This window comes from Lactiplantibacillus daoliensis, from assembly GCF_005405005.1.
GTDB classification, from domain to species: domain Bacteria; phylum Bacillota; class Bacilli; order Lactobacillales; family Lactobacillaceae; genus Lactiplantibacillus; species Lactiplantibacillus daoliensis.
The window spans coordinates 18,721-41,273 of sequence record NZ_BJDH01000003.1 but is presented as its reverse complement, the minus strand read 5'-3'; the positions used below and the strand labels follow the sequence as shown (position 1 = coordinate 41,273).

The 22,553-nt window shown below is 43.6% G+C and carries 17 protein-coding genes and 2 CRISPR repeat arrays (1 of these 19 running past the window's edge); of the genes, 13 read left to right on the top strand and 4 right to left on the bottom strand.

Annotated elements, in window-relative coordinates:
* A CRISPR array of direct repeats spans positions 1–1,501; the repeat unit is 29 nt; unit sequence GTGCTCCCCACATACGTAGGGATGATCCT (it extends 481 nt beyond the left edge of the window).
* A 494-nt stretch (positions 1,502–1,995) separates the two neighbouring features.
* The 8 genes from cas3 to cas2e are packed head-to-tail and all read left to right on the top strand — an operon-like array spanning position 1,996 to position 11,355.
* Entirely contained in the window at positions 1,996–4,761 is a 2,766-nt protein-coding gene (gene cas3 / locus FFM64_RS04530) for a CRISPR-associated helicase Cas3' (protein WP_137606825.1), read from the top strand.
* On the top strand, positions 4,751–6,451 hold the full coding sequence (locus FFM64_RS04525) for a type I-E CRISPR-associated protein Cse1/CasA (protein WP_137606824.1): 1,701 nt from the start codon (positions 4,751–4,753) through the stop codon (positions 6,449–6,451). The genes cas3 and FFM64_RS04525 overlap by 11 nt, the downstream gene beginning before the upstream one ends.
* A gap of 9 nt (positions 6,452–6,460) precedes the next feature.
* Entirely contained in the window at positions 6,461–7,063 is a 603-nt protein-coding gene (gene casB, locus FFM64_RS04520; RefSeq protein WP_137606823.1) for a type I-E CRISPR-associated protein Cse2/CasB, read from the top strand.
* Positions 7,063–8,136 carry a type I-E CRISPR-associated protein Cas7/Cse4/CasC gene (gene cas7e, locus FFM64_RS04515; RefSeq protein WP_137606822.1) on the top strand — a complete coding sequence of 358 codons (1,074 nt, stop codon included), beginning with the start codon at positions 7,063–7,065 and terminating at the stop codon, positions 8,134–8,136. Before casB ends, cas7e begins: the two co-directional genes overlap by 1 nt.
* Entirely contained in the window at positions 8,117–8,818 is a 702-nt protein-coding gene (gene cas5e / locus FFM64_RS04510) for a type I-E CRISPR-associated protein Cas5/CasD (RefSeq protein ID WP_137606821.1), read from the top strand. Before cas7e ends, cas5e begins: the two co-directional genes overlap by 20 nt.
* Positions 8,819–8,832: 14 nt before the next feature.
* The gene (cas6e, locus tag FFM64_RS04505) at positions 8,833–9,504 is read left to right on the top strand and encodes a type I-E CRISPR-associated protein Cas6/Cse3/CasE (RefSeq protein WP_137606820.1); all 672 of its coding nucleotides are present in this window, start codon (positions 8,833–8,835) and stop codon (positions 9,502–9,504) included.
* A gap of 4 nt (positions 9,505–9,508) precedes the next feature.
* On the top strand, positions 9,509–10,462 hold the full coding sequence (gene cas1e / locus FFM64_RS04500; protein WP_137606819.1) for a type I-E CRISPR-associated endonuclease Cas1e: 954 nt from the start codon (positions 9,509–9,511) through the stop codon (positions 10,460–10,462).
* The gene (cas2e, locus tag FFM64_RS04495) at positions 10,459–11,355 is read left to right on the top strand and encodes a type I-E CRISPR-associated endoribonuclease Cas2e (protein WP_137606818.1); all 897 of its coding nucleotides are present in this window, start codon (positions 10,459–10,461) and stop codon (positions 11,353–11,355) included. The genes cas1e and cas2e overlap by 4 nt, the downstream gene beginning before the upstream one ends.
* A gap of 29 nt (positions 11,356–11,384) precedes the next feature.
* A CRISPR array of direct repeats spans positions 11,385–12,266; the repeat unit is 28 nt; unit sequence GTATTCCCCACGTATGTAGGGATGATCC.
* Between the two features lie 189 nt (positions 12,267–12,455).
* Here cas2e and FFM64_RS04490 read toward each other — a convergent pair.
* Entirely contained in the window at positions 12,456–13,115 is a 660-nt protein-coding gene (locus tag FFM64_RS04490; RefSeq protein WP_137606817.1) for a FusB/FusC family EF-G-binding protein, read from the bottom strand.
* 270 nt (positions 13,116–13,385) lie between these two features.
* A complete protein-coding gene (locus FFM64_RS04485) occupies positions 13,386–14,801 on the bottom strand; it encodes a 4-hydroxyphenylacetate 3-hydroxylase N-terminal domain-containing protein (RefSeq protein ID WP_171000286.1) in 1,416 nt (471 codons plus the stop codon).
* Between the two features lie 184 nt (positions 14,802–14,985).
* On the opposite strand from FFM64_RS04485, the gene FFM64_RS04480 reads away from it, so the two are divergent.
* From FFM64_RS04480 to FFM64_RS04470, 3 genes are read left to right on the top strand one after another with little or no spacing between them, the layout of a single operon-like run.
* A complete protein-coding gene (locus FFM64_RS04480) occupies positions 14,986–15,588 on the top strand; it encodes a uracil-DNA glycosylase family protein (RefSeq protein WP_137606816.1) in 603 nt (200 codons plus the stop codon).
* Positions 15,585–17,132 (top strand): hypothetical protein, encoded by a 1,548-nt coding sequence (locus FFM64_RS04475; RefSeq protein ID WP_137606815.1) that lies wholly within the window; start codon positions 15,585–15,587, stop codon positions 17,130–17,132. The genes FFM64_RS04480 and FFM64_RS04475 overlap by 4 nt, the downstream gene beginning before the upstream one ends.
* A gap of 14 nt (positions 17,133–17,146) precedes the next feature.
* On the top strand, positions 17,147–19,108 hold the full coding sequence (locus FFM64_RS04470; RefSeq protein WP_137606814.1) for an elongation factor G: 1,962 nt from the start codon (positions 17,147–17,149) through the stop codon (positions 19,106–19,108).
* Between the two features lie 36 nt (positions 19,109–19,144).
* On the opposite strand, the gene FFM64_RS04465 is transcribed toward FFM64_RS04470, so the two are convergent.
* Positions 19,145–19,546 carry an ASCH domain-containing protein gene (locus FFM64_RS04465; protein WP_137606813.1) on the bottom strand — a complete coding sequence of 134 codons (402 nt, stop codon included), beginning with the start codon at positions 19,544–19,546 and terminating at the stop codon, positions 19,145–19,147.
* A 184-nt stretch (positions 19,547–19,730) separates the two neighbouring features.
* Between FFM64_RS04465 and FFM64_RS04460 the strand changes: the two genes are divergently transcribed.
* Complete coding sequence (locus tag FFM64_RS04460) at positions 19,731–20,771, top strand: zinc-dependent alcohol dehydrogenase family protein (protein WP_137606812.1); 1,041 nt, start codon at positions 19,731–19,733, stop codon at positions 20,769–20,771.
* A 30-nt stretch (positions 20,772–20,801) separates the two neighbouring features.
* Here FFM64_RS04460 and yaaA read toward each other — a convergent pair whose 3' ends face one another.
* Positions 20,802–21,548 carry a peroxide stress protein YaaA gene (gene yaaA / locus FFM64_RS04455; protein ID WP_137606811.1) on the bottom strand — a complete coding sequence of 249 codons (747 nt, stop codon included), beginning with the start codon at positions 21,546–21,548 and terminating at the stop codon, positions 20,802–20,804.
* Positions 21,549–21,649: 101 nt separating this feature from the next.
* On the opposite strand from yaaA, the gene pepI reads away from it, so the two are divergent.
* Positions 21,650–22,540: a proline iminopeptidase gene (gene pepI, locus FFM64_RS04450; RefSeq protein ID WP_137606810.1), complete on the top strand. Its 891-nt coding sequence runs from the start codon at positions 21,650–21,652 to the stop codon at positions 22,538–22,540.
* Positions 22,541–22,553: the final 13 nt, after the last annotated feature.

Genomic DNA, 22,553 nt, shown 5'->3' with positions numbered 1-22,553 from the left:
CATTTCTGTGCTCCCCACATACGTAGGGATGATCCTTAAAATAGCTTGTAAACGATAAAAATCTTTACGTGCTCCCCACATACGTAGGGATGATCCTATACGTCAACTGGCTCTTTATCAGGCATTAGCGTGCTCCCCACATACGTAGGGATGATCCTAAGACAACAAATAACACAAGAATTGCTGTTGTGTGCTCCCCACATACGTAGGGATGATCCCACGCAATCACACCATCGACGGCGTTAAAGATTGTGCTCCCCACATACGTAGGGATGATCCTCGTCACTTTCAACATAATCTAAGCCACCTGACGTGCTCCCCACATACGTAGGGATGATCCTCATTGGTTGCTTGGCTTTGTGCGCTAGTAGCTGTGCTCCCCACATACGTAGGGATGATCCCAATTCGATTAAGCACACACCATTGCAATACTTGTGCTCCCCACATACGTAGGGATGATCCTGGCAATAAACCTGTCATGACGCAACTTGAATCGTGCTCCCCACATACGTAGGGATGATCCTGGAGGCCGCCAAGAAGACACTTTCGGCCTATGGTGCTCCCCACATACGTAGGGATGATCCTGCTACAAAGTCATTGGCACGTTCACCAGAAACGTGCTCCCCACATACGTAGGGATGATCCTAACGGCGTGTCTAAGGTGGCTAAGCTTCCGGAGTGCTCCCCACATACGTAGGGATGATCCCAGCATTTTTAACTAGTGAGCTAAAAGTAATTTGTGCTCCCCACATACGTAGGGATGATCCTTTAATACAGAGGCATTTTCAAACTTTGCCGAAGTGCTCCCCACATACGTAGGGATGATCCCTCAGACCATCAACCCATGCAAGACGTTTTATCGTGCTCCCCACATACGTAGGGATGATCCCGATGTTATTTTGGAAACAGCTCTTGGCAGCGCGTGCTCCCCACATACGTAGGGATGATCCTCAATACGATAACAATGCGCACACTGACGATTTGTGCTCCCCACATACGTAGGGATGATCCTATCAACAACTACCCAAATTAGAAAAAGTTCAAGTGCTCCCCACATACGTAGGGATGATCCTGGCTAAATTGATTTTAAAATTCGAAAGAAAGAGTGCTCCCCACATACGTAGGGATGATCCTTTTTCGTGTCTTATCTGGATTGAAAACTAATTGTGCTCCCCACATACGTAGGGATGATCCTGACTGATTGGCGGACTCTTACCGATGTGATCAGTGCTCTCCACATACGTAGGGATGATCCCGGTTAGGCCACCGGTTGTTTCGTTATAGCTTTGTGCTCCCCACATACGTAGGGATGATCCCTGATAAAAATTTTCAGGCTTTAAAGAATGAAAGTGCTCCCCACATACGTAGGGATGATCCTATATCCTTGGCGGCACTGAACCGTACCATTTCGTGCTCCCCACATACGTAGGGATGATCCCTGAGGTAGTTAGTGACAACAGTATGACCTATCAGTGCTCCCCACATACGTAGGGATGATCCCCATGCCACGTTGCCATTTGAGTTGCGTGTTATGTGTTCCCCACACAGTGTGGGGTTGATTTTGTTAAATAATAAAATTGTGATAAATGTGGTCAAGGTAAATCTGGAAATGGCGACCAAAAAATAGCAAGCGTTAGTGATGAAAAATAAGTCAGTACATCATTGGGATAGGACAGACCTAAACTTTGAATTACTAAAGTTGTATAATGAGTTGTTTTGGAAACGCTTGCATTATGATTAGGATAGTCTTAAAGGGGAATGTGCTACGAAAACATGCCAGTGATGGCTAAACTTGTATGTCAGGAAGTGATAAGTTCACCATAAAATGTATTCGCTTACAAAAAGTGAAGTAAGTAAACGGTATTGTAATCTTACTCAAAGTACCAGTAAAAATTTTTTCAGCAGTTTTCGTATTTGTATAGCAATGGAACATCTTCATGTTTTAGAATTACTAAATAAACATAGCAAACAGTTACGAAGGGTAGGGAAATACTTATGGACATAAAATTATCTGAACAAGCATCTGTTTTATGGGCGAAAAAACGATCTGAAGATGGTCGACAATATTGGTTGCCACTAATTGTGCATTTGACGGATGCCCAAAAGACAATTAATTGGCTCTTTAACCAGTGGTTGTGTGACGGTCAGCGGCAAATATTACAGGGAACTTTATCGGAAGAGGAGACGCAAAAACTAGTTAAGTTCGTTGGCTTCATCCATGATATCGGGAAGGCAACGCCCGCTTTTCAAGCGAAACCAGCGTATGATCGTGATGATTCACTAGATGAACAATTGAAATCGCAATTAGCCCGTGGCGGTTTCCTTGATTTTGATGAGTTACGCTTAGCTTCAGCCAACAAGTCGCCACATGCACTAGCTGGTGAAGCCATTGTTGAGAATTTTGAAATTCCAGAATCAATTGGGGCGATTATCGGCGGACACCATGGTAAGCCAGAATTTGAAAGCCCGTACGATCAGTTAGATGACTATACAGCGAATTACTTTCAAAGCGACAATAAGCCGGCGCTCCAGGCACCGTGGAAACATGTTCAAAAGGAATTATTTAATTATGGACTGGTTACTTCGGGATATCAGGTTGCTAGTGATGTACCTGATATCAAGCAACCACAAGCAGTGATCTTAGAAGGGTTGCTTATCATGGCCGATTGGGTAGCGTCCAGTGAATACTTAACTCAGGATCAGAGTATTCCGTTATTTCCACTGATTGAACTTGATCAAACTTGGCAAGACATTAATATGACTGAACGTTTTCGTGATGCGATGGCAGCCTGGGACTTAGGTGGAGAATGGGAACCACAAAAGGTTAGTCTGGATGATCCTTATAAAGCGCGATGGGGATTTGACGAGCGTCCCGTGCAAGCAAAGATGACGCAAGCAATCGAAGCAACCACCGACCCTGGCATGGTGATTGTAGAAGCACCAATGGGACTAGGTAAAACTGAAATTGCATTGATTACGGCCGAACAGCTAGCCTATAAAACTGGTCGAGATGGTATTTTTATGGGGCTACCAACCCAAGCAACAACCAATGCAATGTTTGATCGAGTTGAAGCTTGGGTGGAAATTTTGGCTAAATCGCAAGACGAAAATTTCCAGATTAATCTGATGCATGGTAAAAAAATGTTTAATCGGAAATATTTAGCCTTGCCTAATGCGGTAAATGTTTATGCTGACGAAGGAGAATCTGGTTCGGTCGTCCTAAATACGTGGTTTTCCGGTAAAAAATCAATTTTAACGAAGTTTACGGTGGGGACGATAGATAATCTCCTGTTAATGGGATTGAAGCAGAAACATCTCTTCTTACGGCATTTAGGCTTTAGTGGCAAGGTTGTCATCATCGATGAAGTCCATGCGTACGATTGTTACATGGATGCTTATCTGTGCAAAGCAATCGAATGGTTAGGCACTTATCATGTGCCGATTATTATCTTGTCAGCGACTCTGCCTAAGGATAAGCGGAATATCTTATTACGAGCTTATTTAAAAGGAAAATATGGCAAATTCTATGAGAAAAAATTAATCGCGCCAGCCGATTGGGGAGAGACTGAGGCCTATCCATTACTCAGTATTCTAGATGGTCACCAGCTTAAGCAAGTTAAAGATTTCCCAGGCCTGAGTGACCAGCAGCCCCAGACATTACATGTTCAACGATTGAATGAACCTGACGATGAGTTGATCTCTGCGGTTGTCGCAAAGATTAGTGATGGTGGTATTGCCGGCATTATTGTTAATACGGTTAAACGTGCGCAGACATTGGCGAAATTGGTTCCGTCTGACATCAAACTCATGGTGTTACACTCTGCGTTTTTGGCTACTGACCGGACTGCTCAGGAAACAGCTTTACAGGCGGCAATAGGAAAAAATGGTGAACGTCCCGATAAAATGATTGTCATCGGGACGCAGGTTTTGGAACAATCGTTAGATATTGATTTTGATGTACTCTACACAGACATTGCACCGATGGATTTGATTCTGCAACGAGCCGGTCGCTTGCACCGACATCAGATTGCGCGGCCAAAAGACTTACAACAGCCCCAGCTTTTCATTATGGGAATTCAAGGTCCAAATGATTATGGGTCTGGTAACAAAGCAGTTTACGGCAACTATTTACTGGCGAAAACGGATCACTTTTTAGGAAATACAATTACGTTACCCGATGATATTTCGCCACTTGTACAGCGAGTCTATGAGTCGAAAACGGACTCTGAAATTGCCGGTATTGCTGCGGTACGAGCTGAGTTTGATGATAAGAAAACTCAAAAAACAGACAGAGCGGCTGTCTTTCAAATTGATGATCCAGATCTTAGGTTTGGCGAGACAATTCATGATTGGCTAGGGCGTAGTCTCGGCAACGTTGATAAGGATGAACAGAAGGCGAGTGCGGCAGTTCGTGATATCCAAGAAACGTTGGAAGTGATTCTTGTGCAACGCACCAATGAGGGCAATTTCTTGCTCGACGGTCGTAACTTGACAGGCGTTCAACCGCAAGAGATTGCACAACAACTGGTCAGAATTCCCTTTGTTGTGACACCAGGACCAGATAAAATTGAGCAAGCCATCAATGACTTGGAAAAATTGACTAGTCGTTACTTTGCTGGTTGGCAAAGTAATATGTGGCTAAAGGGTGCCTTAGCTTTACCGTTAGATCAGGATCTTTCAATGAGTTTTGAAGGCTGGCGGCTAACTTATTCATCGCGGTTGGGACTTAGTTATGTAAAGGAGGATGATTATGGACAATAAAAGGTTTAACTTGGTTACTGATCCGTGGCTAAAAGTGATTGAAATACAGTCTAATCAGGAACGCACAGTTTCACTTACAGAGTTATTTGAAAATAGTCAAAATTATCGGCAGCTTGCCGGTGAGATGCATAGTCAGGATTTAGCGCTTCTACGGTTGCTATTGGCCATTTTAACTACGGTTTATACGCGATTTGACGCAAATGGTGAGCTTTATTCATGGCTAGAGAAGGAAACCAACGAGTTAAGGGTTGATCAGGAAATGTACGACGACAATGGTCAACATGACTTGCTAGCGACTTGGAAAAGTTTACATCAAGCCGGTCATTTTTCTGAGGTCGTTGTGCAATATTTGGAGCAGCATCAGGAGCGGTTTGATTTCTTTGGTGAGCAACCTTTTTATCAAGCCACGACTGAAGATTATGATGCTTTAGTGCCTGAAAATAAGCGGGTTGCGGCGGGTAAAGGCCAAGTATCGATTAAACAAATTAATCGACAGGTTTCTGAAAGTGCGAATACGCCAGCTATTTTCGCTCCCAAATCAGGAAAAGCTAAAAATGAGATTCAGTTAGATGAACTCGTGCGCTGGGTCATTACTTATCAGAATTTTACCGGTGTGACTGATAAAACTAAAGTGGTTACGGCTGAGAAGTTTTCTAATCCGGCCGGGTGGCTTTACCGGCTTAATCCAGTTTTTGTCAAAGGAGAATCATTATTCGAAACCCTGATGTTAAATCTGGTCTTAATTAATACTCGAAAAAGTGATGCTGAATATGTGTTTCAGAAGCCGGTTTGGGAGTATCCAACAGTCCACGACTATGTTGAAATGCGTAAAAAGCAGATTTTACCAGATAATTTAGCCGAGTTATACACTGCTTGGTCACGGCTCTTGCATATCGAGTGGCGTGACAGTGGCCACCCTACAATATTCAGTGCGGGCATCCCAATGTTTGCGGCGGATAGTGCGTTGATTGAACCGATGACCACTTGGCGGCTGGATAAGAAAACCAATGAATATCGGCCAGCACTTAAAGGTCTACAATCAGCCGAAATTTCGATGTGGCGCAACTTTGGACAGTATGTCAAGGTTAAGCAAGCGGATGATATTCATGAGCCAGGAATGGTGATTTGGCTACGTAAACTTAAAAAAGAGCACTTAATTGCGCGGAATGCCCCATTGATTTTAAATTCGATTGCCTTGATTAGTGATGGTAACGCCACTTCGCAGTCACCAGCAGTTGAATTGATCGATGATATGCAATTGCAAGCAGATGTCCTATTTGATCCAGAAATTGCGGACTATTGGCCAACACGAATTGAGGGCGTTATTGAGCAGACACAAACGGTCGGTAAAGATTATTATCATTTTGCCAGTGACATTGCAACGATTCGCAACGTTGAAACACGACCATTTGCGAGTGCCCTGAGTGCTAAGTTTTATGATCGCTTAAATGAACCTTTTAAGCAATGGTTGGCAGGCTTGACTGGTGAGGATGATCGAGACGAAAAGATCAATTTGTGGAAAGACCAACTTAAGGAAATCACGACCCAAGCAGTGGCGGATGTGATGCAATCGCCTTCACCACGCGATATTAAGGGGATTTCAGGTGAAAAAGGACTGTTAAACATTTTTACGGCTAAAAACCGCTTAATGTTTAATTTACGGACGCATCTTGATCCAGAGAAAGGGTGATGAAAAGTAATGACTTATGAAATTGAAGCAACAACCAATCGAATCATTAAGTTGTTAAATCGGGATGGTAGTAACCGCGACAAAGCAACTTTGAGTAGCCTAATTAATGCGCCGACAATTACAAGTCAGCGTGCACAGGCGGTTTGGCCCATCTTGCTGGCCAATCTAGACGAAACTCAGCTTAGTCATAATGGTGTGCCAACCCGAGGTGAAATTGCGGTCTATACGGCAATTCGCTTTTATGCGATTTATCAGCAAGGTCAGGAACAATTTGTTTACGCTAAAGCTAGCGGTGACCAACCAGATGGCGTTAAGTTTTTCACGGCGTTAGCGATTTTACGTCAAAAAGAAGAGACACGTAAAGCATTGGATAGCCGTGTTCAAAGTATCCTAGCAACGACTAATGCAGCTAGTGTGATTAACGGTCTTTCACATTTAAACAGTCTGCTAAAGGGACGTAACAGGACACAAAAAATAGACTTTGCTTGGCTCGCACAAGATTTATATCGGTTACAAGCCAGTTACGAACAAGCAACACAAGTGCGATTACTTTGGGGACAACAATATTTTAGTATGAAACCAACAACCAAAACTGAAGGGGTAGAAAACTAATGACTAAAAAAAATTTGTATGTTGACTTAAGTGTCTTACAAACAGTACCATCATCAAATATTAATCGTGACGATGCTGGTGCACCCAAAACGGCGTTATACGGTGGCGTGACACGAGCACGTGTTTCTTCACAAAGTTGGAAAAGGGCCGTGCGATTAGCTTTCAAGGATGATAATGTTTCTGTCGGAAAACGCACCAAGGAAGCGGCCAAATTAGTGACGGCTAAGTTAAAAGAACTTGATCCAGCGATGACTGAAGATGTTGCTGCGGATAAAACTAGTGAACTCTTTAAAGCCGCTGGGATTAAGTTGAATAAAGATAATGAGACGGGGGCATTATTGCTAATCAGTCCCGGCCAAATTTCGAAGTTAGCGCAATATGCCATTGACAATGAAACTTTGGATAAAAAAGAAGTCAAAGCAGTTTTAAACGGTGATCAATCAGTTGATTTAGCTTTATTTGGTCGGATGGTCGCGGATAATCCCGAATTGAATGTTGATGCTTCCGCACAAGTGGCACATGCCGTTTCAACGCATGAAGTAGTTCCCGAATATGATTACTTTACGGCTTTGGATGATGAACAATCAGATGATTCAACTGGTGCGGCAATGCTAGGAACCATTAACTTTAACTCGGCAACATTATATCGTTACGCTAATTTAAATATGGTTGAACTGGTGCATAACTTGGATGAAAAGGATGCGATTCAAGGTGCGAGCGCCTTTATTAAGGATTTCTTGTTATCCATGCCAAATGGTAAGCAGAATACGTTTGCCAATAAAACATTACCAAGCTATGTCATGATTACAATTCGGACGGATACCCCTGTCAACTTAGTGTCGGCATTTGAAGAACCGGTTACGTCGAGAAATGGGTACGTTGAACCTTCGATTAAGCGGCTCGAAGAGGAATATAAAAACACTTTACAATATGTCGACCAACCAATTTTAAATCTCGTATTAAGCAAGGATGACTCAAAAGTTGGTGAAAGAGTTGCCAATGTCACTGAACTTTTAGAGAAAGTCACGGCGGCTTTAACGAAGGCGGTTCAGGATGAAAACATTAACGATTAAATTAACAGCGCCATTGCAGTCATATGGTAATGAGGCGACTTTTGAACGCCGGACAACGAATGACTACCCAACCAAAAGTGCCATGATTGGGATGGCCGCGGCCGCGTTAGGCTATCGTCGCACTGATGAACGAATTTTAGACCTGAATGACTTAGATTTTGCGGTCAGAATCGATCAAGTTGGGAAAAATCTGACGGATTATCAAACGGTCGAATGGAAGAAAAATACACGAAAAATAACGTATCGAGACTATCTTCAAGATGCAGTCTTTGTAGTGGCACTAGGAAGTCAAGATGATCAATTAATCGATGATATCAAGTTTGCCCTAAAGCATCCGTATTTTCCACTGTTTTTAGGCCGGCGTTCCAATGCACCTGCTGGCGTACTAGATATTCGTGATTTTTCGGATGAAACGCCAGTTACAGTTCTTCAAAAATTAACTTGGCAAGCGACTAAGCGGTATCAAAAAAATTGTCATAGTCAATCACTTGAGATTGTTGCTGATGCGAATTTAATACCAACGGCTGCTAGTGCCATGGTGAAAGATCAGGTTGGTTCATTTGACCAACGTCATCGTAGTCATCGTTTACGCGCTATTACTAAGATCAGAGTTGATCGCGACAAGCTGGATATGCAGGTAAACGAACCTGAAACACAGCATGATCCGATGAAATATCTATAGAAAGGAACAAGTGTATGTATTTATCAAGAGTTCAAATTGATACTAATAATCGATATAAAACGAAAGATTTAACACATCTTGGTGCTTTTCATAATTGGGTTGAACAAAGTTTTCCGGCTGAGATTGCAACTGAAACGCAGTCTCGACATTTATGGCGGATTGATGTTTTAGCTGAAAAAAAGTATCTGTTGGTGTTGAGTGAGTCAAAACCAGATCTTGAGTTGTTAGCCCAGTATGGCGTACCAGGAACGGCAGTCACTAAATCGTATGCTAAATTGTTAGATCATATTCAAGTGGGTCAAATCATGCAATTTCGATTAACGGCCAATCCTACCCATACAGTGACGCGTCCGGGCGAAAAACAGGGCCGTGTGATGCCACATATAACAGTCGCACAACAACGCGAATGGTTGGTTAAGCGTGCTGAAAAATCCGGTTTTCAATTAGTTGAACAAGTTCCGGCAGATGGACCGGAACAGCCAGCAATATTAGCCTTTGATATTGTCAATCGCGAATGGCCGATGTTACATCGTAAAGTGGGTCGTGGTGTTCGGCTTAGCCGAGTCACTTTTGAAGGCTTGTTACGAGTCGAAGATGTTGCTGAGTTTAAGCAAACGTTGAGCAACGGGCTTGGTCGAGAAAAAGCATTTGGAATGGGTTTAATGACCGTTATTCCGGAGGCTTAGACCAATGAGCAAAAAAATGGGCGCAAAGAAGCCGGATCGATATGAATTGGGGCGTGTTCGTGATCGCATCACGTTTTTATACTTGGAGCATGCCAAGTTAAATCGTCAAGATAGTGCGATTCAAGTGACTGATAGTCGTGGTATTGTCTACGTACCTGCAGCAATGATCAGTGTGCTGATGCTTGGACCGGGAGTTGACGTGACTCATCGGGCGATGGAACTAATTGGCGAATCTGGGCTAGGGGTTGTCTGGGTTGGTGAGTATGGTGTTCGGCAATATGCCTATGGACGGTCATTGAATCATTCATCGGCATTACTTGTCGCCCAGGCCAGTTTGGTTTCAAATCAACGGTCGCGAGTTATTGTTGCTCGTCGGATGTATCAGATGCGATTTCCAAATGATGATGTTTCAAAGCTAACCATGCAAGCTTTGTGTGGTAAAGAGGGTGCTCGAGTTCGGCGCGTTTATCTTGAGCAATCGGAAAGAATGGGGGTGCCATGGTCACGGCGGGAGTACAATCCGGATGACTTTGATTCTGGAACACCGATTAATAAGGCGTTGACGGCCGCTCATCAGGCACTTTATGGGCTGAGCTATAGTGTAATTTCGGCCTTAGGTGCTTCTGCTGGATTAGGTTTTGTGCATACCGGTCACGATTTATCATTTGTTTACGATTTTGCGGATCTGTATAAAGCGGAGTATTCTATCCCGATTGCTTTTGAAGTGGCTTCTGAATATAGTGATGATCCAGACATTGGCAGTCGGACGCGATTAGCAATGCGCGATGCTTTTAAAGATGGTAAGCTGCTCGTCCGAATGGTCAAAGACTTAAAGTCCCTTTTAGGCGTGACCGAAGCAGACGATGAGGTTGAGACAATTAACCTATGGGATGACCGTTTGGGACTGCAAAAGTTTGGGGTCCAATATCAAGAGTTACCAGCGGGTGATCAGCCATGATTGTGATTACTTTGACGAAGGTACCAAGATCATTACGAGGAGACTTGACTAAGTGGTATCAAGAAATTCAAACGAATGTTTACGTGGGTAATGTTAGTGCTCGAATCCGTGATTTGTTATGGGACCGAATCATGAAGAATATTGGTCAGGGTGAAGCAACCATGGTCTATAATGCAAATAACGAATTAGGCTATCAATTTAGAACCACCCGCCGAGATCATGAGGTCGTTGATTTTGATGGCATTCCACTGATGATGCATTTAAATGTTGCCACAGGAGAGACGGTACATGGCTTCAGCAACGCTGCCAAATTCCATAAAGCTAAGGTAATGATGAAAAAGCGCGGGGATAAGGTGGCCAAGTCTCAGTCTGAAAAGGCGTCGATGGTCGCAATTGATCTTGAAACTACCGGTTTAGATTCAACGCAGGATGAAATTATCTCAATTGGTGCAGTCAAGCAATCAGGGGATGGTCAAGTAGATCGTTTTTACAAGCTAATTCAGTGTGATCGAAAGATTCCTAAAAATATCGTTGAGTTAACTCGTATTACCTCTGAAATGTTGGCCTCAAAAGGGGTTAGTTTAAGTGAAGGACTACAGTCATTACAAAAATTCTTAGGTGATTTAGCGATAGTTGGCTATAACTCACATTTCGATGAACTATTTTTGACTAATAGCTTTAAAAAAGTTGATCAGCCGGATTTGGCTAATCAAATATTAGATTTGATGCCGATGGTTAAGAAGTCGGATAAGTTTTTGGATAATTATCGACTACAAACTGTATTGAACGAGTACAACATTGAAAATAAAGAGCCACACAACTCATTATCGGATGCTGAAGCCACCTTTAAACTAGCAACCAAGTTAATTGAAAACGGGGTTTTGAAAATTTAAGAACCGCGGTATAACAACACTTTTTTAGTGTATTCCCCACGTATGTAGGGATGATCCCATTACCAGTAAATGAATCAAAACTAGAAATATGTATTCCCCACGTATGTAGGGATGATCCTTACATTCTATCAATGCTTACAGGTCATTCACCGTATTCCCCACGTATGTAGGGATGATCCTGGGTGGCGCTTTAGCTACCGAAGATCACCCTGGTATTCCCCACGTATGTAGGGATGATCCCCGACATTTGATCAACCTTTGCCAAATCTTGGTGTATTCCCCACGTATGTAGGGATGATCCCTTGCTGATAATTGCTTCCGAGCGCATTTTCAGGTATTCCCCCCGTATGTAGGGATGATCCTATTGCGCATGGCATTTACGGCGTGACGCTTAAGTATTCCCCACGTATGTAGGGATGATCCTAACTACACCCTAGCATTGGGTGTCGGCAAGTCGTATTCCCCACGTATGTAGGGATGATCCTATAGCCATTGTTCCATATTGTTGGGTAAACGTGTATTCCCCACGTATGTAGGGATGATCCCCTTTTTCTTGTTCTTCAGGGTTCGCGCTAGTCGTATTCCCCACGTATGTAGGGATGATCCTTGAAGAAAATTTAAGCGTCACACCGTAAATACGTATTCCCCACGTATGTAGGGATGATCCCAAGCTAAGGTCATAGCTCATGAGAGAGTATCGGTATTCCCCACGTATGTAGGGATGATCCTAAGAAGCCACCCAATCACTCGGATAGCTTCTAGTATTCCCCACGTATGTAGGGATGATTCCGTTTGGTCATATGGTTGAATCTTTAATGGACCGTATTCCCCATGTATGTAGGGGTGATCCGGTATGACGTAACAAATGGCAATGGAAATCGATGTATTCCCCACATATATGGGGATGATCCTTTATAGGTAATCGAGATTTGCAAAAAATTCATAGTATCTACAACGTATGTTATGTTCTGTGAAGTAATTTCTGTCCAGCTTTCGTGTGTTGTTCTAACGGAGAGGGATGTTGACATATTAGGAACGTAAAAAAATAGCATACTGAGTTTTCTGTTAAGAATATTCGGTATGCTATTCTAATTTTTTAATTATTTTCGATTTTTACGCTGTGGCTGCACGATAGTCAAAAAGTCTGCCAAGGCTTGTGGATCAGTCAATTGTCGGTTGCACTGATTACTATCACGACAAATATAATTACCTTTCTTGGTATAGGTACCCAATCCAGATGACTTAGTTGTTGATAGAAAGAGCGCAACATTTCCAATTGTTTGGCAGATTGCACAAACGCCTTTCACAGTTTCGGGTGCGAGTTCACCTTGAATACCGATTAACCGGTCCTCATAGGGTGCCACGAGATATTTCTTCTGATTGCCACCATCATTCCAGCCCAAGTAAGTTAATTCATACCGTTTCAGGCCATACCATTCTGGTTGTTTCAACTTTTTTACTTTCCGAAATAATTTCGATAGTTGTTTTGCTGAAAGTAATGGGAACGGTTCGACCATTGGGACGAGTAATTCAAGCAACTGTGCAGCAGACTTTCGCGATAAGCGGTCAGTTTCAAGACCCGTTAAAAAGAGTTGCGTATTCGGCTCATCACTTGGTAGCAGAGGTGTAACTTGCTCTAAAACTTTAGCGCGAATGGCTAAACGAACTTGAAGGTCATTGACGGACAAGTAGGCACTCGTCAAATCATTAACTTGTTGGGTGATAAAATTATATTGATAGGTGGTAATTGTTTGTTTCATAAATAAATTTCCTTTCAGATTCAAACCAGACACTTCTCTGAAAGGTGTTGCAGAAAAGTGTCGCTAACAAGCAGCACTTTTCCGTACTAATAATGACGCCATCATCGTCAATCATCTCCTTATTTCAGCCAAAAACACTGAAGTGATAGTAGTATACAAAAGATTAACTGGATTATCAACTACCTAGCTAATCACAAGTTAGATTGTTTCACGTGAAACATACAACTAAAAAATGACGAGGCCAGTTAATCAGCTTCGTCATTTTTATCATTATTTTCCTAGTAATTTGTCCAACATTGCATTCCCAGCACTCAAATCCTCATCTAGGTAATGTTTTGACCGAATCCGCATTGGATCGCCACCATGATAGTATTCATACATCAACTGACGCTGACCAAATCCGGAACTGGATAAGTCGAACGCTAAATTCAATAATTTTGAACGATCTTTGGCAGTTGCGAGAGAGGTCGACAAGGCTTGGTTTAAAATCTTGCCGTTTTCACCGTCAAATTCTGCAAATCCAGGGACACCTACCATTGAACCGGCTGCTAAACGTTGCGTGACTTGCATTGCTTCCTCGAATAATCCTGGTAAGGTGGCGCGAACGGCTAGCAATGCTTGTAGGTTGGGCGTATAAATACCAAATTTGTCCAGTTTACCATTATCTTCAGAACGGGTAATAGTGCCTTTGATTAGTTCTAGATTAGCGGTTAAGTGGCCTAATTTTTCTTGAACACCTAAGAAATGGTCCAGTCCAAGTGTATGTGCGACCCGAATCGCTAAGCTAGTGGCAAACTCTAATTTAGTAATGCCGCGGACTTCATCTTGATGTGACGTGTGGCCGAAAATCCCAGTTTCAATAAAGAAACGATTACTCATTTCATAGTCGTTTTCTACGAAGACCTTTTCCCACGGAATGAAGGCGTGGTCGAAGACAATATAGGCATCGATTTCGTCTAGTGCGTTGCTGAGTGGGTAATCGTCTTCGGTATAGCCAGGATGATCGAGTAATTTACGGCAGATGATTTTCACACCGGGAGTATTCAGTGGTGTGGCGAAGGCTACTCCGTAACTCGTATCACCTTTTTCAAGTAACAGTTCAGGTGGATTAAAGATCAATAAATCATCTGCAATGGGAGCCATCGTGTTCACCATTTTGGCGCCAGACACAACGATCCCATCGGAACGGCGCTCAATCGTATGGACGCCGGCATAACCGCTTGGAATGGCGTTAATCGGTTTACTTCGGTCAAGTTGTGGGTTTTGAAGTGCGTGGCTAATGAAGATATCATTTGTCTTGACCCATTCAGCGTAGTGTTTGGCATTCTCACCAAAGTCGGTATATTGATTGTGACCTAAAAAGGCACTACGTTCTGCTAAAACTGCCATCCCTGTGGCTAAAAAGTCAGGTGTGCGGCCAAGCATCCCATTGTTCGTTTGGGCAATTTCTTGATAGGCTTGGTGTTTTTGACGTAAATCGTCGACATTACGTGGGACTTTATAGGCGATGTCGTAGCGATGACCGTTTTCGACATAGGTGTGCACATCAGGATGTTCCTTTTGTAAGTTGTAGTACTGATTATTCAATGCCAGTGTCTTGCGGAAAATTGGAATATCTGAAACCTTAATCTGTTGACCATTCAAAAAGACGGTGCGACCGTCATCGAGTTCTTCAATCGTATGCATGCGTGTTCCCCCTCTTGAGACTTAGTTCTAGCATATCAAATAAAGCGCTTTCTAATCACCGGTAGACATAAACGATGAAAATAATTGTTTTTTCGTTGAAACCTGTGTAATTTCACGGTTGGAAGGGGAAGTTATGGTACGCTAGTTACGAGCTGAAATTGAGCTAACTGCGGAGGTACCATGAATGACGGCTGATGAAATTTATCAAGCAATTCAAGCAGATCCACAAAATCAAAAATTCACGTTACAAGGTATTCAGCCGTTATATCATGTTGACCCTGACGCAGAGATTTTGTTGATCAGTCAGGCACCTAGTCGACAGGCACAGGCGACGATGACCTTTTGGGATGATGCTAGTGGGGATCGACTGCGAGATTGGATGGGTGTGACTAAAGATCAGTTTTATCATTCTGGTAAAATCGCTGTCCTGCCATTGGATTTCTATTATCCCGGTAAACAACTTCATGGTGGGGATCTTCCGCCACGCAAAGGGGTCGCCGATAAATGGCATCCGGCACTACTTAAGTTAATGCCGAAGATTCAATTAACAGTGCTGATTGGTGCATACGCACAAAAAGCATACTTGTCGACTCGGCCTAAAACTTTAACGGCAGCGGTTGCACATTACGCCGATTATTTACCGGACTATTTTCCACTAGTCCATCCGTCACCACTGAATTACGGTTGGTTGAAACAACATCCGTGGTTTATGACGGCTGTTGTTCCGGTACTACAACGGCGAGTTGCGACAATTATAGACAATAACGATAGGAGCGGGACTACATGACGAAAGAAAAATTGACGAAGTATTGGACAGATTTCAAAAATTATCCTGAATATGCCGATTTTACGGGCTATCCTGAACAAATCTTAACTGAGGCATTGGACTGTTTTGAGCTAGTGATGACTAGTGTCACGACCAAACCAATCAAGCGTTGGGGTGCCAAAGAAATCAATGCCGGGTTAACGGCTTTGGCAGATGCAACGTCTGATGAGGATAATGAAGGTCTGATCATCACTTATGATATTACGGCAGCCTATTTACGGTATTTAGCTGAAGAAGGAAAAATCAGGGTATCATTCGATGATCTAGAGACTGTGTTAATTGATTTTGAAGAAAAGGAAGACCTACAAGGCCCGGTTTTACCTGCAGATACGCTATTCTCAGATCCTGGGGAGCGCTCGTACCAAGCCGATTTACCAGAATGGCGCGAGTATGTTGCCAACGATATTATGGCCTATTCTCAGGAGTGGTTACGAGCCTATTTTGAAACACCGACTTGGCAAAATGCTACCAGTGACATTGATCAAGGAACCTTGGAAATGATTATTGAAACGCTGGTCAGAACGGCTTATGACGAGTATCGAAAAACGCCAAAAAGCTGGACGAAAAAGGCAATTACTGGTGTGATGACTGGCCGACTAATCCGCAATGTCAATTTGATAGCTACCGATTATCAAGCTTTAGCACCAGCAGTGACGGAATTCCTAGCATTTGTTGGTCAAAATGGTTGGTTGAATGCGAAACGAGTCAGTGATTATCAACGATTCATCAACGCGGCCGCACCTGAAATGATTGCATTATCGCAAGATAGACAAAATTTCGGCCCAGCAAAGTTGATTGGCGAGAAGCTACAGGCGAGTGGGATTGATTTGTCGGATCGTGCAGCGGTCGACGATTTTATTCAACAAATTAATGCCGACGGTGGTGTCGATAGTCTATATGATGAAGACGACCTGTCTGATGAGAATGACGATCAGAGCGCAGACGTGGATGAACTCAAGAAAATTATGGCTGACCCAACTAAGTTTGCTCAAGTGGCAAGGGCTTATGATCCAGATCCACAAGCTGATTATTTAATGGCTAGTCATCAATCAAAAGAAGTTGGCTGGCAACGGAAAACGGCTGTTAAAGTCCATGAGTTAGCGGTGCAGACTGGTTTGAGACTATGGCTGAATCGCGACAGTTATCACTTTCCAGCTGGTTCAGAGTTGTCAGATGTTATGTCAAATACAATGAACTTTATTGATGTGTTATATGCGCAAAGCTTGGTCACACCGGCAGAATGGACCGTTGCTGTTCTCCGTGAAATGGGTGCATGGTTTCAGAGTTATGAAGTAGCTGAATACGATGAGATGAAAAAATTTGTCAAAAATTTGGTGGATAGCATGTATAACGATGGCATTTTAAGCAAGAAGCAAGCTGGGCAACTACCAGCCGCTTTTGCCGGGGAAGCAATTCCAATAGTCGAAACACCGAAAAAGGTTAAGGGTAAAGTCATCTCAATGAAACAAGCGCGTAAGTTACTTAAAAACAAGAGACGCCGTTAGAAAGGAGCACTAACATGAAATCATTAGTTGCTGGTGTGATTGCACACGTTGATGCTGGGAAAACAACGCTTTCAGAGGCGTTGCTTTACCGAACGGGTGCCTTGCGTCAGCTAGGGCGAGTTGATAATGGTGATGCTTTCTTAGATCCAGATGATTTGGAAAAGCAACGTGGCATCACGATTTTCTCACACCAGGCGAGCTTTAAAACGCCGTCACTGACAATGACGCTATTAGATACGCCAGGACATGTGGATTTTGCCAGCCAAACGGAACAAGTCTTGAGCGTGCTCGATTATGCGATTTTGGTGGTGTCAGCGACCGATGGTATTCAGGGCTACACGCGGACACTTTGGCGATTATTAGCACGTTATCAAGTACCCGTGTTCATCTTTGTGAACAAAATGGATGTTCCCGGAACAGCTGCTGAACAAGTTTTATCTGAACTACAAACCAGCCTTTCAGATCAGTGTGTCGCTTTTGATGAAGGTGAGCTGTCCGCGGAAACTTACGAAGCGATGGCTTTGCAAGATGATTCGCTATTAGATGACTTTTTAGCCAACGGAAAGTTAGCAGATTCGACCGTGCAACAGTTGATCCAACAACGGCAGGTTTTTCCATGTTATTTTGGTTCAGCGTTGAAAGTCAATGGCGTTGACGGCTTAATTGCTGGGCTTGAGCGTTGGACAGCCGTGCCATCTTATGCCACTGAATTTGGGGCACGGGTATTCAAAATTTCGTACGATATGACCGGTGAACGCTTAACTTGGTTGCGGCTGACGGGTGGTCAATTGGCCAATAAAACGGTCATCTTAGGTGAACAAAAGGTTAATCAAATCCGAGTTTATAATGGTGAGAAATTTGAAATTCGTCCGACGATTCAAGCCGGTGAGGTGTGTGCCATTCCAGGACTAACCGACACGTATCCAGGACAAGGTTTAGGAATTTTAGCCGATGGACAACGGCCAGTGATGCAACCAGTGTTGACTTATCGGCTAGATCCGAATGGTGAAGAGCTGCATGCTTGTTTAGCTGCGATGCGCCAATTAGAGGATGAAGACCCACAATTACGAGTGACTTGGTCTAGCCAGTTACAAGAACTTCGTGTGCAGATTATGGGAACGATTCAATTAGAGGTCTTGCAACAACTGTTACACGATCGTTTCCAATTAGACGTCAAGTTTATTGAGGGAAGTATCCTGTATCGGGAGACGATTACGCAGGATGTTGAAGGCGTTGGACATTTTGAACCCTTACGCCACTACTCTGAGGTCCATTTATTGCTGCAGCCGGCACCGCGCGGCAGTGGATTAACGTTTGCAACAGACTGTTCGTTGGAGGTGTTAGGCAAAAATTGGCAACATCAAGTCTTGTCAAATTTGCAGGCTAAGACACAATTAGGGGTGCTGACCGGGTCACCATTGACGGATGTCAAAATTACCCTAGTTGGTGGTCGTTCCAGTAACGTTCACTCGGTTGGTGGCGACTTTCGTGAGGCAACTTGGCGGGCCGTTCGTCAAGGGCTGATGATGCTCAAGCAAACTAATGGCTGCCAGTTGTTAGAACCTTGGTATCAGTTCCGTTTGACGGTGGGTCAGGAACAGATTGGTCGTGCAATGACGGATATTCAGCGGATGCATGGTCAATTTGAACCACCAGTGACAGATGCCGCGGGAGTCACAACGTTGATGGGGACTGCACCAGTTTCGGAAATGCAGGCTTACGCGCAGGAAGTGCGGGCCTATACCCATGGGCAAGGTCAATTGGATTGTTTGATTGATGGGTATCGGCCGTGCCACAATCAGGATGCTGTTTTAGCCAACCAGTCTTATGATCCAGTTGGTGATCTGGAAAATACGCCGGATTCGGTATTTTGTGCGCACGGCGCGGGCTATCCAGTGCCGTGGGATCAGGTTCCAGCGATGGCCCACTTTCCGTATGTTTATAATGGGACGCAGCTAAAAAATTTAACAACCTAAAAAATCAGGTCAGCTTTTAAAAGTTGGCCTGATTTTTTATAGTGGATAAACGACGTGAAATCTTTCAAGCACCATTTTAGCTTGGTCCGGCTCAAATTGTTTTCCCACCGTTGCGTATTCTTGAGTGAAGAAGGCATCATGTGCTTTTCGCCAATAGGCATAACTGCGGTCGCCTTCACCTTCATGGTAGGCGTGATCCGCCCCGATTTCTCTGTATGGGGTGATTACCACACTATCAGTCTTAGTGACACAGATTGGATTATTACTTGTATCTAAAATAACATCATAAGCACTAGTTGTGGCGGTTTTAGTACCAGTTAAGACCAACTGTGCCAAACTATTAGCAGCAACGCCAAACTGATAAGCGCTTTGTAGATGCGTATCGGCAGGTAACTTGAGGGTTGCTTTTGCTTGTTCAAAGAAGTTTTCGGGAGTCATCTTGGGTCCTCCAATCATGATTTAAGTATACGGCAAAATGTTTCACGTGAAACAACATGGGATTTGGTCTTGCCTTGAAGTGGACTTTAAGGGATAGACTGGTGATAGTAAATAAAGTTGCAATTCTCGACGAGTGATCACTAACTCGTTACAATTAATTTAATTAAACATGGAGATGGTATTGATGAAAACAGCAGTATTTATTGAACCCGGGAAAATGAGTGTGCAGGACTTGCCAAAAGCACAAGTTAAGCAGCCAACAGATGCCGTTTTGAAGATTGTTCGCGCCTGTGTCTGTGGTTCAGATCTGTGGTGGTATCGTGGAATTTCGAAACGCCAAGCAAATAGTCCCGTTGGTCATGAAGCAATTGGAATTGTCGAATCGGTCGGTTCCGCTGTTACTAATGTTAAACCTGGTGATTTTGTCATTGCACCATTTACGCATGGTTGCGGGCATTGTGCGGCTTGCTTAGCTGGTTTTGACGGTGATTGCATGAACAAAACCGATGATGAAATCGTGGGCTATCAAGGCGAATATTTACGTTTCAAGAATGCCAACTGGGCCTTAGTCAAAATTCCTGGTCAACCAGCTGATTATACCGATGCCCAGTTAAATGATTTATTAACCTTGTCAGACGTGATGGCCACGGGTTACCACGCTGCTACGAGTGCCGAAGTCAAAGCTGGCGATACGGTTGTGGTCATGGGTGACGGGGCTGTTGGGCTTTGTGGTGTGATTGCGGCGAAACTATTAGGGGCAACTCGGATTATTGCGATGAGCCGCCACGCTGACCGCCAAGCTTTAGCCAAAGAATTTGGTGCGACTGATATTATTGCTGAACGCGGTGATGAAGCGGTTCAAAAAGTAGGAGAACTCACGGCTGGTGCAGGTGCCGATGCAGTCTTAGAGTGTGTTGGCACGGAATTATCAGTAGATACGGCCATTAAAGTTGGCCGTCCGGGAGCAGTTGTGGGTCGTGTCGGGGTTCCTCAGAAGACCGAAATGAATACCAATAACTTATTCTGGCGTAACATTGGCTTACGTGGTGGGATTGCTTCCGTGACGACGGATGACCGTCAAGTGCTATTGGATGCCGTCCTAAAAGGTGAGATTCATCCTGGTAAAGTCTTTACGCAACGTTTTGAATTAGACGAGATTCAAGCTGCCTATGAAGCGATGGGTCAGCGTCGTGCAATTAAGTCACTTTTAGTCATTAGTGAGTAGTTAAAAAGGCTGGCTTAGTGCTAGCCTTTTTTAGTCGATGTGAATGAAGACTAATTTTGTCGTTGTTGAACGTTCTGCGTCAAACTGATAGTGTGGATGATCGAATTGCTCAATCTGAGATAATTCAGTTACCTGATTTTCAGCCAAAAAGCGCACCATGGCACCGCGAGCCATTTTTGCAAGCGTGGCCTTAGTTTTAAATTTACCGTCAACTAGGCTAGCGAAAACAATGGTGACAAATGGTTGGCCTGGTTTTAAATAGGGTATGATGCATTTGGCGTATTCTTGAGATGCCAAATTGATAATTGGTTCTGATTGTGGCGTTAAGGCGTGGTAAAGACTGTCACCCCAAAAGTCGTACAAATTTTGACTGGTTTCGATTTGGAGCTTAGCTTGCATTTCTAGACGATAAGGAACGATACCGTCAAAGGGACGCAGGATACCGTAGAAGCCGGATAAAAGACGTAAGTTGTGTTGAATATAATCAAGTCCAGCGTCAGTCAAGAGATCTGGTGCCATGTATTGGTATTGAATACCGCTATAGCTTAAAATCGCCGGCGTTAAATTGTGGCTTAAATCTAACTGTTGAAGCCATGCGTAGTTAGGTTGGGCAATTTTATCACTACAATGCCACAATTTTTTGGCATCGGTATAGGATAGTTGACGTAGCCGTGTTAGAAGCTGTTTAGTTTTAGCGAGATATTGTGGGTGGCCTTGAATCGCAAATGTATCGGTGTCGACGATCATCTTTTTAGCTGGAGCGATAATAATTTTCATGCGAACAACTCCTTTCATTGGAAATTATTATGCTTAGCTTAGCATATTATCGCTAATTGTAATAAAGTAGATTTAAATGAAAGGATTCAAGGGGTGAATGCATGAAAATTCAGACGGGAAAGATGCCGCTTCGAGGCTATCAAACGGCCTATCGCATTGTGGGTGATTTAAATAGTTCGCTCACGCCATTATTGTTGTTACATGGCGGCCCTGGGTCAACGCATAACTATTTTGAAGTCTTCGATCAATTTGTCGCGCAAACAGGGCGCCCTGTCGTAATGTATGATCAAATTGGTTGTGGCTTGTCGTCAATACCAGATGAGCCAAGCTTGTGGCGAGCAGGAACTTGGTTGGCGGAATTGCAAGCGTTGCGCGATTATTTACACTTAGACAAACTTCATCTGCTTGGTCAATCTTGGGGTGGTATGCTGGCAATTCGCTATTTATGTGATTATCAGCCAGAAGGTATTCAAAGCCTGATTTTAGCAAGCACGTTGTCGTCGGCGAAACTGTGGGCACAAGAACAGCATCGACTGATTAAATTTATGCCGCTCGCCGAACGGTCAGCCATTGCGCAAGCGGAAGCCACTGGTGATTTTACCAGGCCAGATTATTTGGCAGCTAATAAGCATTTTATGACACTACATGCCGCTGGTCCAATTACACCGACATCACCAGAATTCTTGCGTCGACCTAAAAACACCGGGATAGTTGCTTATGAGACAGCTTGGGGTCCTAATGAGTATTGTCCAACTGGGACGTTACACGATTATGACTATACGGAAAAGTTAGCTCGCATAAGTTGCCCTACCTTGGTGACTAGTGGTGTGAACGATTTGTGTACACCGTTGATTGCAAAAACAATGGTCGATCATTTACCGGAGGCTGATTGGACGTTATTTGCGCACAGTCGACATATGGCCTTTATCGATGAAACGCCCGCTTATTTCAAACGGCTGACAACTTGGCTAATACAACAGGATGAAGCATAATACTGAACTCAGT